Annotated in this window: 13 protein-coding genes and 1 riboswitch; of the genes, 11 read left to right on the forward strand and 2 right to left on the reverse strand. The window is 44.9% G+C overall.

The window, feature by feature from the left end:
* Positions 1-250 precede the first annotated feature (250 nt).
* Genes pilV through ACO0LB_RS17305 form a run of 6 tightly spaced genes read left to right on the forward strand, consistent with a single transcriptional unit; the run spans position 251 to position 7495 of the window.
* The gene (gene pilV, locus ACO0LB_RS17280) at positions 251-823 is read left to right on the forward strand and encodes a type IV pilus modification protein PilV (RefSeq protein ID WP_423051333.1); all 573 of its coding nucleotides are present in this window, start codon (positions 251-253) and stop codon (positions 821-823) included.
* Between the two features lie 2 nt (positions 824-825).
* Entirely contained in the window at positions 826-1869 is a 1044-nt protein-coding gene (locus ACO0LB_RS17285) for a PilW family protein (protein ID WP_423051335.1), read from the forward strand.
* 10 nt (positions 1870-1879) lie between these two features.
* Positions 1880-2527 carry a pilus assembly PilX family protein gene (locus ACO0LB_RS17290; protein WP_423051337.1) on the forward strand — a complete coding sequence of 216 codons (648 nt, stop codon included), beginning with the start codon at positions 1880-1882 and terminating at the stop codon, positions 2525-2527.
* Between the two features lie 40 nt (positions 2528-2567).
* Positions 2568-6458, forward strand: a complete 3891-nt coding sequence (locus ACO0LB_RS17295; RefSeq protein ID WP_423051339.1) for a pilus assembly protein — start codon at positions 2568-2570, stop codon at positions 6456-6458.
* Positions 6459-6472: 14 nt separating this feature from the next.
* On the forward strand, positions 6473-6931 hold the full coding sequence (locus ACO0LB_RS17300; protein ID WP_423051341.1) for a type IV pilin protein: 459 nt from the start codon (positions 6473-6475) through the stop codon (positions 6929-6931).
* Between the two features lie 3 nt (positions 6932-6934).
* Positions 6935-7495 (forward strand): GspH/FimT family pseudopilin, encoded by a 561-nt coding sequence (locus tag ACO0LB_RS17305; protein ID WP_423051343.1) that lies wholly within the window; start codon positions 6935-6937, stop codon positions 7493-7495.
* A 7-nt stretch (positions 7496-7502) separates the two neighbouring features.
* On the opposite strand, the gene nrdR is transcribed toward ACO0LB_RS17305, so the two are convergent.
* Together nrdR and glyA are read right to left on the reverse strand one after the other, a co-directional pair.
* Positions 7503-7967: a transcriptional regulator NrdR gene (nrdR, locus tag ACO0LB_RS17310; protein ID WP_423051345.1), complete on the reverse strand. Its 465-nt coding sequence runs from the start codon at positions 7965-7967 to the stop codon at positions 7503-7505.
* A gap of 131 nt (positions 7968-8098) precedes the next feature.
* Positions 8099-9349 carry a serine hydroxymethyltransferase gene (glyA, locus tag ACO0LB_RS17315; protein ID WP_423051347.1) on the reverse strand — a complete coding sequence of 417 codons (1251 nt, stop codon included), beginning with the start codon at positions 9347-9349 and terminating at the stop codon, positions 8099-8101.
* A gap of 102 nt (positions 9350-9451) precedes the next feature.
* A riboswitch (ZMP/ZTP riboswitch) is annotated at positions 9452-9581 on the reverse strand.
* Between the two features lie 368 nt (positions 9582-9949).
* Here glyA and ACO0LB_RS17320 point away from each other — a divergent pair.
* The 5 genes from ACO0LB_RS17320 (at position 9950) to ACO0LB_RS17340 (ending at position 14613) form a co-directional block, all read left to right on the forward strand.
* Positions 9950-10702, forward strand: a complete 753-nt coding sequence (locus ACO0LB_RS17320; protein WP_423051349.1) for an SDR family oxidoreductase — start codon at positions 9950-9952, stop codon at positions 10700-10702.
* A gap of 159 nt (positions 10703-10861) precedes the next feature.
* Positions 10862-11263, forward strand: coding sequence for a tol-pal system-associated acyl-CoA thioesterase (ybgC, locus tag ACO0LB_RS17325; protein ID WP_423051471.1), 402 nt, complete (start codon positions 10862-10864; stop codon positions 11261-11263).
* 39 nt (positions 11264-11302) lie between these two features.
* On the forward strand, positions 11303-11998 hold the full coding sequence (gene tolQ, locus ACO0LB_RS17330; RefSeq protein WP_423051351.1) for a protein TolQ: 696 nt from the start codon (positions 11303-11305) through the stop codon (positions 11996-11998).
* Positions 11999-12013: 15 nt separating this feature from the next.
* Complete coding sequence (locus tag ACO0LB_RS17335) at positions 12014-12463, forward strand: ExbD/TolR family protein (RefSeq protein WP_423051353.1); 450 nt, start codon at positions 12014-12016, stop codon at positions 12461-12463.
* A gap of 107 nt (positions 12464-12570) precedes the next feature.
* Entirely contained in the window at positions 12571-14613 is a 2043-nt protein-coding gene (locus tag ACO0LB_RS17340; RefSeq protein ID WP_423051355.1) for an autotransporter assembly complex protein TamA, read from the forward strand.

A 14613-nucleotide genomic window follows, 5' to 3' on the forward strand; every position in this document is an offset into this window, starting at 1 on the left:
GTGTGAAAGTAGGTTATCGTCAGGCTTGTATTCTGCGAACCCCCCGTTACCAGCGTAACGGGGGGTTTTGCTTTTACAGACTCCTCTTCGCTCTCCTCACGGCCATGCAGCGCCAGAAAAATAATTCATCCATGCTTATTGGCATTATTCACTTTGTTGACTATCGGTAAGATTCTCTTGATGAACGGTTTCCTGTAATTTCTACTCTTATATAAAATTTAGGAATAATAATTTATGTTGACGAGATTTTATGCCTAACTCGCAAACTCAAGGTTTTTCATTAATTGAAGTTCTGATTGCAATATTTGTTGTCGCTTTGGGTGTTATTGGCGCTGCTGGTTTGCAATTAACTTCTATCAGGACTTCACAACAAAGTAGTTTTAAGAGTGTTGCGGTACAACTTGCAAATGAGTTGGCTGATAAGATGCGTTCTAACGATGCTCAAATGAAATTATCTGATTCATCGAATCTTTTTCTTAAGATTAACTACAATTCATCCGTTGACGCAACACCGAGTGCTCCTACCTTGTGCTACACGAGTGCTGCAAACTGTACCGCCGCAGATATCGCAAATGCCGATATTTATGAATGGTTAATGAGAGTTAAAAATACTCTTCCCGGCGGTCGTGTGTTAGTTTGTCGTGATTCCGCTCCTTACGACAATGTACAAAAATCACTTACTTGGACTTGTACGCCAGATGCAAATGCTGGACTGACGATTAAAATTGGCTGGAAAAGTAAAAATCCTGATGGTAGTTTTAATACTGTATCTGGAGTAATTCCTCCTGGCGTTGCAATTACTGTTGAGTCTTACGTTAAATAATCATGCGCCTATTTTCTTTTCATGAGACTTATCCCCGCTTTCGCCGGAATAAGCAAAATGGTTTAACGCTTATTGAGTTGATGATTTCACTAACATTAGGCTTGATGGTGATATTAGCTGCTACAGGTCTGGTGATCTCAACAAAGCAGCTATTTATTGTACAAACTGATGGAAATGATACCCAGGATACAGCTAGGTTTGCTTTAGATAATATATCTCGTTCTTTAAAGCAGGCGGGATTCGTCAATTATGATTTCTCTAATTCTCCTCTCGTTACGCCTGCTATTGCAACTGCCGATTTAGCCGGAATGGATGCTAACAGCGTTTCGGCAACCAGCAGCGACATTTCTACCCCGCTAAATAGTGCTGTTAATTCCAGTGATCTACTCGCGGTTCGTTTTTATGGATCTGGCAATACAGGTAATGGTGACGGAACGATGTCTAACTGCGCTGGTTTTTCTGTGCCTGCGCCAGTATCAGCAAATACAGCAGATCAGGATAGGGGATGGAGTATTTATTATGTTGCTAATGACAATAATAACGAGCCTGAATTGGTATGCAAATACTTTAACTCTGTGAGCGGAAAGTGGAGTGCACAGTCTATTGTGAAAGGCGTGGAATCCTTTCAGGTTTTATATGGATTAGATACCAGTAGCCCGACAGATGGTCTTGCCAATAAATATCTTACTGCAACTGCCATTAACGCTCTGGATGCAGCATTGGTGTTGACTGGCGCTACAGCAACCGAAAAAGCTCAGGATTTAAACAAAAAAACTTATTGGAAAAAAATATTAGTAGTGAAGCTTGCCATGTTGGTGAGAGGGAAAGAAAATGCGCGAAATGACGCCACTAATAGTACATATAATTTGTTTGGTGATGCATATGCGACTGCTAATGGCAGTAATGACCCTGGAACAACGATAAAAGAAGTTAGTCTGCCATTGGCGTCAAAAAATAGAGTGAGAAAGGTTTATTCCGCAACTGTGCAAATGCGTAATATTTGTATGGTTGATCCTGATCATGGACTTTGCCTTCCTCCCAATTAAGTAAATGATTATGTATATAAAAAAATCAATGAAAATCTATTTGGGAAGCAAATTAGATTTTAAAGTAAACAAGGAGTCTGGCGCCTCATTAGTCGTTTCATTGCTGATGCTGATCGTCGTGCTCATTTTAAGTATCTCGCTGGCTACGATGTCATTACAAAATGAAAAGGCATCTCGCAGTGATAGAGATAGACAAATTGCCCTAAGTGCCGCCGAAGCTGCGCTTAAAGATGCAGAAACAGACATTGATCCTCAAATTGTTCCGGCCGGTAGCCGGAACACATATTTTGATCCGACATCGAATATTTATTTTGAAGAAGGATGTGCTGGAGGGACGGGAAATCCATACCAAGGTATGTGTCTTCCTACGGTAGTAGGAATACCGGTTTGGCAAAGTGTTGATTTGGCTGATACCAGCTCTGCTTCAAAATCGGTTGCTTTTGGCAGATTCACAGGTCAAACCATGATTACTGGTAAAAGCTCATTTCCTGCGCAATTGCCCCGATACATTATAGAAGTAATACCTGATATTGAACCAGGAAAAGAAGCTACAGAGCAAACAAAATACTTATTTCGGATAACTGCAATTGGGTTTGGTGCGAATGTGCAGACTCAGGTGGTGCTCCAGTCCTACTACAGAAAAGCAGTATCGTCTTAATTTAGATGGAAAATCTTGCCTTATTTCCATGGGGAACTATATGAAAAAAATGATTAAATTATTGATTTCTTCATGCTTGCTGATAATGAATGCAGATGGATTTTCTGCAGCCCCTCCAGTAGTAGCTTTATCTAGTACACCTTTGTATTCTGGTGGCGGTGGCGTGCATCCTAATCTACTATTAGACTTATCCGTTGAGTTCCCTACCGTTAAGTATGCGTATAGCGGTATCAGTTATGATAAAACAGTCGACTTTTTAGGCTACTTTAACCCTAAAAAATGTTACACATATCCTGGCGGAACTGCTACTTATAAAGATTACAATAATAATAGTCAAACAGTTTTGACTCCTGAAAATGCCGCTGCTGGGACAGAATATTTCTCTATTTCTGGCAACGCAGATGCCAATCATGAATGCACTAATGCGTTTAGTGGCAATTTTATGAATTGGGCGTCATCTTCCGCAATAGATATGTTACGCCTTGCCTTAACTGGCGGTGATCGCATCGAAAGTTTAGACACTTCAACGCAAACAGTATTGCAACGTGCATTTTTATCTGTCAGTACATCTAATTTTTATCGAAGCAGCTATTTTCCGCAATTATCTATTACCGGTGGTGGAAACGTAAGTGCGCCTAATAAAGTAACACCGTTTAACGTTACTACACTAAAGATAGTCAATTGCGAAAATAAAATCCAATTCGCTGACTCAACGAATAACGCAGCATTAAGTTGCGGAGTATCAAGGTTGTCCAATGGGAAATTAGCAAAGACAGATAAGTTCTGGGGGGAATTTTACGCACGTGTTAACGTTTGTGATGCTAACGAAAACACCACTCGTACCGATTTGTGTATGCAGTATCCTAGTGGAAACTACAAACCCGTCGGTCAAATGCAGCGTAACCAGAATAACGTTCGTTACGGTGCTTTTGGTTATTTAATGGATCAGACAAATACTCGCTATGGTGGCGTTTTGCGGGCACCATTAAAGTACGTGGGCAGTAAACAATATAAACCTACAAATTCGTTCATTGAAGAGGTGAATGACAGACCAGAGTGGGATGCGACTACAGGAGTATTCACTGCCAATCCTGAAAATGATGCCACTGGAAATAGTGGCGTCATTAATTATCTGAATAAATTTGGCCGGACTGGAACTTATAAGGGGTACGACCCGCTGAGTGAATTATATTACGAGAGTATTCGTTACTTGCAAGGGAGACAACCGACACCTGACGCAATCTCAAATATGACAACAGCGATGAAAGATAATTTCCAAGTGTTGACAACGTGGACTGACCCAATTGAAGCCTCGTGTCAAAGAAATTATACAATTACAATTGGTGATGCCAATACACATCAAGATAAATATATACCAGGTAACACAAGGACAGGGACTGGTGATGTAGCCAGACCCGCGGACACTGCTTCCACACAATGGCCAGCTTTTGATGTCATGGCGCAAACAGCGAAAGTAGCCTCTATGGAGTCGACTACTACTTATGGTAATGCCGCTCCAGTTGCTAGTTTGGCAAATATGTCAACCGCTGACACGGGGTCTAGCGGTGGCACCTTTTATATGGTTGGAGCAGCATATTGGGCAAACACAAATGACATCCGATTGGATAAGCCTGTTCGTGTAAAAACATTTACTATCGACGTCGATGAAAATGGTAATGGTTCTATCGACAATGCGACAAGGAGCAATACTGCACCAAGACTTTCTCAGCTTTACTTAGCTGCAAAATATGGCGGTTTCACTGATATTAATTCAGACGGAAGTCCTTTTAAGACATTTGCTGCCGATGGTAAAACCGTTATCAACAGTAACAAGGAATGGGCTAGCGGTAATAATACTGACCCAGATAATTTCTTTTTGGCTAGTAACCCTGCCAAAATGATCTCAGCTATTTCAAAAATTTTCCAAACAGTTGCAACTAGTGGCGGTACTCTTTCAGGCGTTGGCGTAAGTTCAACAAAATCCAGTGAAAATCCCTATATCTATATTCCTGGCTTTAATGGCGAACGTTGGTCCGGTAGTTTAAAAAAGGTTTCTGCACTGACAGTGAATGCACCTGTGCTTTGGGATGCCAACGTGATTCTTAGTGGTGATCCTGCCAGTAATGTTGCTGCAAATCCATTGCCGAGTGCGCGTAAAATTTACACTGCTAAAGTTGCTGCGAATGGTTCTTTATCGACCATTGAATTTTTGTGGAATAGTGGCGGTAATTTTAGTACTTCAGATCAAACAGCCCTGAATACCGATCCACATACGAATACAGTCGATAACAGAGGTAGCGATCGTATTAATTATCTACGTGGTGATCGCAGTTTTGAAACTGATGCGGGAGGATTTCGTGTACGTTCCGGAGTACTGGGGGACATTATCAATAGTGCCCCCGTTTATTACGGTCCACCAGCAAAAAATATCTCAGGTACTGGGTATAGCACTTTTTATGCAGCAAACATCGGGCGCCAAAAGGCAGTCTATGTTGGTGCAAACGATGGAATGCTGCATGCATTTAATGCTGATACCGGCGTTGAATTATTTTCTTATGTTCCTAACGCTGTGATTTCTAAACTAAATCAGTTGACGGATCCTTACTATTCTCATCAGTCGTTTGTTGATGGGAAAATGACAGTAAAAGAAGCTCAGGTCAACGGTGCATGGAAAACCTTGTTGCTCTCAGGTATGGGCTCAGGTAGCAAAGGTATTTTTGCTCTTGATGTGACTAATCCGGCTAATTTTACAGGTGGTTTGGGTGCCTTGTGGGAGTTCACTGACAAGAATGATAGCGACATGGGCTACGTGCTTACTCCACCATTAATTGCTAAATTCAGAACTGGCACGGTTTCAGGTAAGCCTGTTTATGGAAACTTTGCTGTAATTTCCAGTGGATACAATAACTTTAATACGGCTGACGTGAATGCTGTTAATAAACCAGGTGCTTTATTTTTATTGTCTTTGGATAAAGACCCAAGTGCTCCTTGGGTATCTGGAAGTAATTATTTCAAGTTGACGACGGCATCCACTAGCCTCAATCTGGCACTCAGAAATGCGCTTGCTGCACCGAACGTAGCCTATGGTGGTGATGGAGCGGTGAATTATGCTTATGCTGGTGACTTACAAGGAAATTTATGGCGATTTGTATTCACAGGTGGCAGCTTATCTTCTGCAATTGCCTCTACTAAACCTGTATTTACAGCGAAAACCCCCGCTGGTGTTGCTCAGCCAATTACAGTGAGGCCTCAAATTGTCTTTGCTGCCGGGGGCGGTTACATTATTTCATTCGGCACTGGGAAATATGTTGAGTCGTACGATACGTCTGCTGCCAATTACGATACCAGTTCCTACTATGCAGTTTTGGATACGACTTATAACGCTGATGCAGTGACGGGACGTAGTCAGCTAGAGCAGCGTACGGCAACAGCTTCGGGAGCCGGCTATACATTAACAGGGAATACCTTTAACTACGGGACTTTACCAGGAAGTAAAAAAGGTTGGTATTTCGACTATTATAATTCAGCTACATCAGGAGAAAGAAGTGTTACCGATGGAGCAATCGCTGGTCAGACTTTATTTTTCAATTCCTTGCTGCTTAGTAATGATCCGTGTTCCGGTGGTAGCGGACGGATATATCAGATCGATTTATTGACTGGATTAAGCAGTGGCGTCACTGGTACAGTGTCAACGATTGGTATTCTGAGCTCACCTATTATTTTCAATACAAGCACAACGGTAGGTGACAGGAATGCTACTGGTGCAAGAAGAACTGTGACAACGAGAACCGTGATTATCCCAGGTACAGGGAATACGAATGGTCAAACAACGACGAGTATTGCCACTCCTGATCAAGCTTCAAAAACGGGTCGATTGAGTTGGAGAGAACTTCAAAATTGGCAAGAACTTCGCAACGATGCAAATAAATAGTGACTGGAAATGCAATGACAACTAAAAAAAATAATGGATTTACATTAATAGAATTAATCATCGTTATTTTGATCATTTCTGTTTTGTCGTCTGTTGCCTATTCCTCTTACAAAAATAGCGTGACAAAAGCTAAACGTGCTGAGGGGAAGACGGCCTTACTTAAATTGATGCAGCAAGAGGAACAGTTTTATACACAAAATAATTCTTATATTGTATTTTCCCAAGCCTCTACGGATGTTAACGAAATACGATTCAAATGGTACTCTGGAGAAGCAGCTGCAACGAGTTCTTATGAAATCAAAGCGACTGCATGCGCAGGTGACACAATACAAAATTGTGTTTTGTTGACTGCTACCCCAGGCACATCCAATGTGAATTCAAATTACAGTGATGCCGATTGCGGCAACTTCACGCTGACCAGCACAGGCATTAAAGATGTATCGGTTTCTGGCGCGAAAAGTACTTGTTGGTAAATTATGAAAACGTCGTTCTTAAGAGGATTTTCGCTTGTAGAGTTGATGATCACGCTCGGTATTGCTGCCATCATCATGTCGATGGCAGTACCAACTTTTAAAACTTTTATTGATAAACAGCGATTGCTGACGACGGCCAGCGAGTTTTATTCGGCAGTGAACATGACCAGAGCAGAGGCAATAAAGCGGGGAAGCAGGGTCAATATGGTGGCGACTGATGGCACGAATTGGACGTCTGGCTGGAAAGTATTTATCGATGCGAACAGTAATTTGAAAGTGGATGCTGGCGAGACTATTATTTTCTCGCATGATGCTACTAACCTTACGTCGAGTAGCATCGGCATTACCAATAATTTTACAGATTCTGCAAGTACGTATATTTCCTATACTGGAAATGGGCGTAGTAGAACAGATGCCAGTAGTCAACAACCACAGGCGGGAACAGTGACGTTCACATTGGGAACTTCAGTTCGGCGGGTCAAAATCAACTTTTTGGGTCGTAGCAGAATCTGCGACCCTAGCGTTGACCTGAATACCTGTGGCGATACCCAGACCGGCGATTAATGCTTGATTACTTTTTATCTCGTTCTTGACCAACTTCCTGAATCGCCTCAGCAAACTCAGAAACATCTTCAAAACTCTTGTAAACAGAAGCGAAGCGGATGTACGCTATTTTGTCGAGACGTTTTAATTCACGCATGACCAGTTCTCCCAGTTGTACCGATTGAATTTCACGCTCTCCGCTTGAGAGTAGTTTTTCTTCAATTGTCTGCACAGCGTTATCAACGGCTTCGGCGGATACCGGCCGTTTCCGCAGTGCCAGCATCAGGCTTGCACGTAATTTTCTGGTTTCGTATTCTGAGCGACTACCGTTCTTTTTGACAATGACAGGCATGGCCAACTCTATTCGCTCATAGGTAGTAAAGCGTTTGTCACAGCTCGTACACTTACGCCGGCGACGCATAACGTTGCCTTCTTCTGAGACTCTGGTGTCGATGACCTGGGTCTCGTCGTTGTGACAGTAAGGACATTTCATAGCAGTGTGATGTGAGTTGTTAAAGTACAGACAAAGTACAGAAGTTATAAGTTGATATTTTGTCGTAAGCACATAATAAAACGCCACTCACTGAGTGGCGTTTTGATTCGTCAGACTCTTAAATTTCTTAATCAGGCAGCATAGACTGGGAAGGCATCTGTCAATTGCTTGACTTCTGCTTTGACGCGTTCGATGGTTGCTGCATCATTTGGATTGTCGAGAACGTCTGCAATCAGGTGACCAACTTTGATTGCTTCGGCTTCTTTAAATCCACGAGTCGTAAATGCTGGACTACCCAAGCGAATACCCGACGTGATCATTGGTTTTTGAGGGTCGTTTGGAATACCATTTTTATTGCATGTCATATGCGCAGAGCCCAGAATCGCTTCCGCTTCTTTACCTGTCAGGCCTTTAGGGCGCAAATCCACCAGCATGACATGCGATTCAGTGTGACCAGAGACAATACGTAAGCCACGCTCAGTCAATGTTTTTGCCAAAGCAGCTGCGTTGCTGACAACTTGTTGCTGGTAAGCCTTGAATTCTGGAGATAAGGCTTCTTTGAAGGCAACGGCTTTACCTGCAATCACGTGCATCAACGGGCCGCCTTGGATACCTGGGAAAATCGAGGAATTGATTTTCTTTGCAATTGCTTCATCATTGCTCAGAATGATGCCGCCGCGTGGGCCGCGCAGGCTCTTGTGGGTAGTTGAGGTGACGACATCCGCGAAAGGTACTGGATTAGGATAGACGCCTGCAGCGATCAGGCCTGCATAGTGCGCCATATCAACCATGAAATAGGCACCAACTTCTTTCGCAATTTTACCAAAACGTTCAAAGTCGATACGCAAAGCGAAGGCGGATGCACCGGCGATAATCAGTTTTGGTTTTGTTTCACGTGCCAGCTTTTCCATGGCATCGTAGTCGATATCTTCTTGCGCATTCAGGCCGTAAGAAACAACATTGAACCATTTACCGGACATATTGAGTGGCATGCCATGAGTCAGGTGACCACCTTCAGCCAGGCTCATGCCCATGATGGTATCGCCTGGATTGAGCAGGGCAAAAAAGACGCCTTGGTTTGCTTGCGAGCCAGAGTTTGGTTGTACGTTAGCAAAATTGCAGCCAAATAATTGTTTCAGGCGGTCAATCGCCAGTTGTTCTACTTCATCAACATACTCACAGCCACCGTAGTAACGCTTACCAGGATAGCCTTCGGCATATTTGTTTGTCAGTTGTGAGCCTTGGGCTTCCATGACAGCTGGGGAAGTGTAGTTTTCAGATGCGATCAGTTCTATATGGTCTTGTTGACGCTGATTTTCTTTTTGCACGGAGGCAAAAATTTCCGGATCGATATTGGCGAGTGTATGATTTTTAGCAAACATGGTTTTCCTGACTATTTGTGAAGAAACAAACGTGTTAGTGGTTGTGTAATTGAGGTGTCAGTCTGACGCGGACGAAGAAAGGCAGCCTCATTGCTTATACCATCAGGCTACCCAGGCGCACGGCTGAGGTCGTCTGACCTCAAAATCTCACGCTTCCCGATGGATCTCCATCTTTAGCCGGATACTAGCAAGTAGTGTTGTCGCGGCATTTTCGCCAGTCACGTGAGACGAAATGGTTGTTGAATTTTACGTGATGCTGTTTGAATGGGCAAGTTTGCTATTGCAACTATCTTTTGTTTTTTGCAGGGCTTACGCAAAATGATGCCTGCAAGGTGGGGGACGCGGACGTTGTCGGCTTGCATAGCGTTTGTAGTGGGTTTGTAAAAATAGCTACAGCGCCGTTGAGACGGTGTTAATGAAGCCCTGTTTCAGCGTAGATTGCACTTGAGTGGAAGAGGGTATATAGGCTGTCACTCCGTGCCAATCATACTGTTATCTGCTGGCAACTCGCAAAAGCACTTAAAATAGTGTCTATCAGCAGTGACTATTAATCGTCACTATTTCAACCTTGTCTTCATTCAATCACGAAAAGGAATACATATGATCGTTTTAATTACAGGTGCAAGTTCGGGTTTTGGTGAGGAGATGGCTCGCAGGTTTGTTAAGGAAGGGCATCGTGTGATTGCCGCTGCCAGACGTGCAGATAGATTGTCTGGACTGCAAAAAGAACTCGGCGCTGCTTTATTGCCAGTGACGATGGACGTCACCGATAAGGCCTCGGTTGCGCAAGCATTGGCGGGTCTGAGTGACGACTGGAAAACGATTGATGTGCTGATTAATAACGCAGGACTGGCATTAGGTATTGAACCGGCACATCTGGCTTCGTTGGAAGAATGGGAAACTATGATCGACACCAATACCAAAGGCCTGGTGACGGTGACAAGAGCGATTTTGCCGGAGATGGTGGCACGTAATAGCGGCATGATTATTAACATTGGGTCTATCGCCGGTTCCACGCCTTACCCTGGTGGAAACGTGTACGGAGCGACAAAGGCGTTTGTTGATCAGTTCACAAAAAATCTGCGCGCTGATATGGTCGGTACCGGTGTGCGGACGACCAATATTGCACCGGGACTGTGTGGCGGAACGGAATTTTCGAATGTCCGTTTGCGCGGTAATGATGATGCAGCGGCTAAAGTGTACGAGGGAACCGTACCACTGACTGCGAACGATATTGCAGAAACTGCTTATTGGATTGCGACACTGCCAGCACATGTCAACATCAACTACATAGAAATGATGCCAACTTGCCAAGGGTTTGGTCCTTTGGCAATCAAGCGCAATCAGGTGTGATTTTCGAGTAACCTTGGTCGTATTCCGGTCATCTATACGGCTTACCTCCGTTTGATGCCGAATTAATACTGGGGGGAGTATATTTTAAGGTGCTTTATTTTATGGCAGCAAAGCGGCAAATTAAGCATATACTCCCCATCAATACATAAAGTTGACATGATGCTGAAACAATTTGAGTGGAATATCCGCGTGTATTACGAAGATACTGATGCAGGTGGAATCGTTTTTTACGCGAATTATTTAAAATTTTTTGAACGTGCACGTACCGAGTGGCTGAGGGCATCGGGAATAAACCAGCAGCAGATGAGCGCAGACCACCAGCGCATGTTTGTCGTCAAAGCGACGGCGGTCGAGTATCATGCCCCTGCGCGCCTTGATGATGAACTAAAGCTCACTGTCGTGGTCGAAAAGCTGGGTCGCGCTTCGGTTCACTTTATTCAGGAAGCCTGGTGTGGCGAGCGCTTATTGGCCACCGGAAAAATCAAGGTAGGTTGTGTCGATGCGCATTCAGTCCGGCCTGCTGCGATTCCTGCTGAAGTAATGGCCAAAATTTCTTCCTGATATCAACATATCATCCCGTTGTTTTTCATCTGATTCATTATGACTGTTACTCAAGATCTTTCGTTTTTAAGCCTGATTACCAATGCCTCTATATTGGTACAGCTAGTGATGTTATTGCTACTTGGTGTGTCGCTGACAAGCTGGACATATATTTTCAGCAAAATGTTTGCCATTAAAAAAGCCCGGGCACAGACCGAAGAATTCGAACGTAGTTTCTGGTCTGGCGGTAATCTGGTCGATTTGTATTCGGCAGCAACCAGCAATCGTCGCCACGGTAAGGACAATACTGGTGCACTGGAACGTATTTTTGAAGCAGGCATGAGTGAGTATCACAAAGTAAAAACAGCCAGTAAAGCAGCTCTGGACGCGAGTGCCATGCTGGATGGTGCGCGCCGCGCGATGCGTGCTTCGTATCAGCGTGAAATGGATATGCTGGAGTCACACCTGTCGTTTTTAGCATCGGTTGGTTCTGTGTCGCCTTACATTGGTTTGTTCGGGACGGTATGGGGAATTATGAATGCCTTCCGCGGTCTTGCGAATGTGCAGCAGGCAACGCTGGCTGCGGTGGCGCCCGGGATTGCAGAAGCCTTGATTGCGACTGCGATTGGCTTGTTTGCGGCGATACCGGCGGTACTGGCATACAATCGTTATTCGCATGACATTGATCGCCTGGCGATTCGTTTTGAAACTTTCATCGAAGAGTTTTCGAATATTCTTCAACGCCAGTCACGCTGAGAGCATTGAATTTATATGAGTACTCTGCGTGGCGAACGTAAACGCAAATTTAAAGCCGAAATCAACGTTGTTCCTTATATCGACGTGATGCTGGTGTTGCTGGTGATCTTTATGGTGGCGGCGCCGATGACGAATCCCAGCGTGATCAATTTACCGACGGCAGGCCAGTCCACACAACCACCGTCAGAATATATCGAGATTACTCTCAAGCCTGATGCGGCTGCGACGATCGCGTTTAAGAATAAAGCTGGCAATGGTAATAGCAATAGTAACTCGCAGAAAGAGAAGGAAGAAGCCAGGGACCGTAAGCAACTGATACAAAAATTACGTGAATACCATGATGAAAAGCCGGATTTGTCTGTCCTTGTCTCAGCCGATAAAGGCATCATCTATGACGAGGTTATCCAAGTGGTTTCTGAGGCAAAAAAATTGGGAATTAACCGTGTTGGACTTGCGACCAAATAAGCTCGCTGCCAAACCATTGCCGTAAGTGCTCATGCTACTGACGTCTTTAGAACATCTTTATATCGTCTTTCATCGAATCTTCACTTCAGGGATTAATCTTTATTCTGATGCGCCTTGAATTCAATCTGCCGTTTCATCTGCCTTCGAGTGTGCTGTTGAGCCTATTCCTGCTCTGCATCGCCAGCGGTAGTCATGCGGAGCAGGTTCTGAAACCATCTGACGCATCTGTTTTACTTTTCCCATCTGAGGTCGGTAGTTCGCGTCCCGCAAGCATCAGCGGCAATTCGCCGCTCACGCCTTTGAGTGATACGTTGGCAGAGACGAGCAACTCGGCAAGCGACAACAATCATCCAATCGCACCAGCACCAGCACCAGCACCAGCACCGTCGCAGTTGCCAGCCAGTGTGCCAGCCAGCATTGATGACAACGAAGTGCAAGTCAGCAGTATCAGCGGGCGTTTTCAATTGCAGGCAGATAAAGCGCACTGGAGTGCGTTATTGCTGGAACATATTCCAGAGATTTCCAGTAATGCCGATCCGCAAAATATTACGCCCGGCCTGATCCGTAAATTACGCACCGATATCAGCGGCATCCTGGCGACGGAGGGATATTTCTCGCCGCAAATCACATTTCAGATACCGGATACTGCTTCTGAAGCATTGATTACTCACAGTGTAAAGTTGGTCCGTATCATCGTTCAGCCGGGACAGCGCAGCGTGATCGAAAACGTATCGATCAATATCAGCGGTCCATTGGGAATTGCGGTAGCAGCAGGGGATGCTGATGCGAATCAGCTCAGGCATGCCTTGCAGCAGGATTGGGGTCTGCCGGTCGGACAGGCATTTAGAGAGGCCGACTGGAGTGATGCAAAAGCGCAATTGCTGGAGGCGCTGCGTTCCAATACTTATGCGGCAGCAAACCTGAACAATAGTGAAGCGAACATCGATGCGGATCATTATCGCGGCATACTTCAACTTGATATTGACAGTGGGCCGCCATTCCGGCTTGGCGATCTGCACATCACTGGCCTGCAACGTTATTCACCGTGGTTGTTACAGCGCTATCTACCTCCCGCAAAAGGAGAGTTGTATTCCCGTGAGCGATTGCTTGATTTTCAGCGTGCTTTGCAGAATTCACCTTATTTTGCGACGGTCGCCGTTGGGATTGATCCTGATCCAGAGAATGCCGCTGCAGTTCCCGTTGATGTTACTGTTGTAGAGCGCAAAGCACGTGATTTGAGCTTTGGTATCGGCTACAGTAGTAATACAGGATTTCGTGGCGAAGTGGCTTACCGTGACAGAGATATCGCCAGTCAGGCATGGGATTTACGTAGTGCAATTCGTATTGAGCAAAAGCGGCAGTTGGGTTATGTCGATATTTATTTGCCTCCCCGCGAGAATCATTATCTGGATTCATTTGGCGTGCTCTCTGAGAGACAAAATGTATCCGGTGTGATTTCTAACCGGAATGCCCTTGGAGTCAAAAGAACCAGCACATCAGGGCATCTGGAACAGCGCCTTGGCCTGAATATCACACGCGAAAAAATAACAGTCCAAGGGGAAGCGGAAGAAATCAATAAAGCGCTGGTCGCCAGTATCGGCTGGACGTGGCGTGACGTGGACGATGCTTTTGCTCCCCGACGTGGTCAGATCCTACAATTGGATATTGCTGCCTCTGAAAAGCGGTTACTGTCTGATCAGCGTTTTATCCGCACCTATGCAAAATATCAGCGCTGGATACCGCTTGGAAATACGGACAGCTTCATCCTGAGAGCGGAACTGGGTGATGTTTTTTCCAGATCGAGTACCGGTATTCCAGAAGATTATTTATTCCGTACCGGTGGTAGTACGACGGTGCGTGGCTATTCTTATCAGAGCCTGGGGATACAACATGTTGATGCTGTCACCGGAGGACGTGTGATGGCGGTTGCCAGCGCAGAATATGTGCATTGGTTGAATGCTGACTGGGGTGCTGCCGGTTTTGTTGACGCGGGGGATGCCGCAGATGCGTGGCGCGATCTGAATATACGGCAGGCAGTCGGCATCGGTGCACGCTATCGCACACCGGCAGGCCCTATCGCGCTTGATCTTGCCTATGGTCGTCAGTCTAAAAAATTAAGGCTTGATTTTTCTATTGCGATCGCCTTCTGA

This window comes from Undibacterium sp. SXout7W (genome assembly GCF_049339385.1).
Lineage (GTDB): Bacteria > Pseudomonadota > Gammaproteobacteria > Burkholderiales > Burkholderiaceae_D > Undibacterium.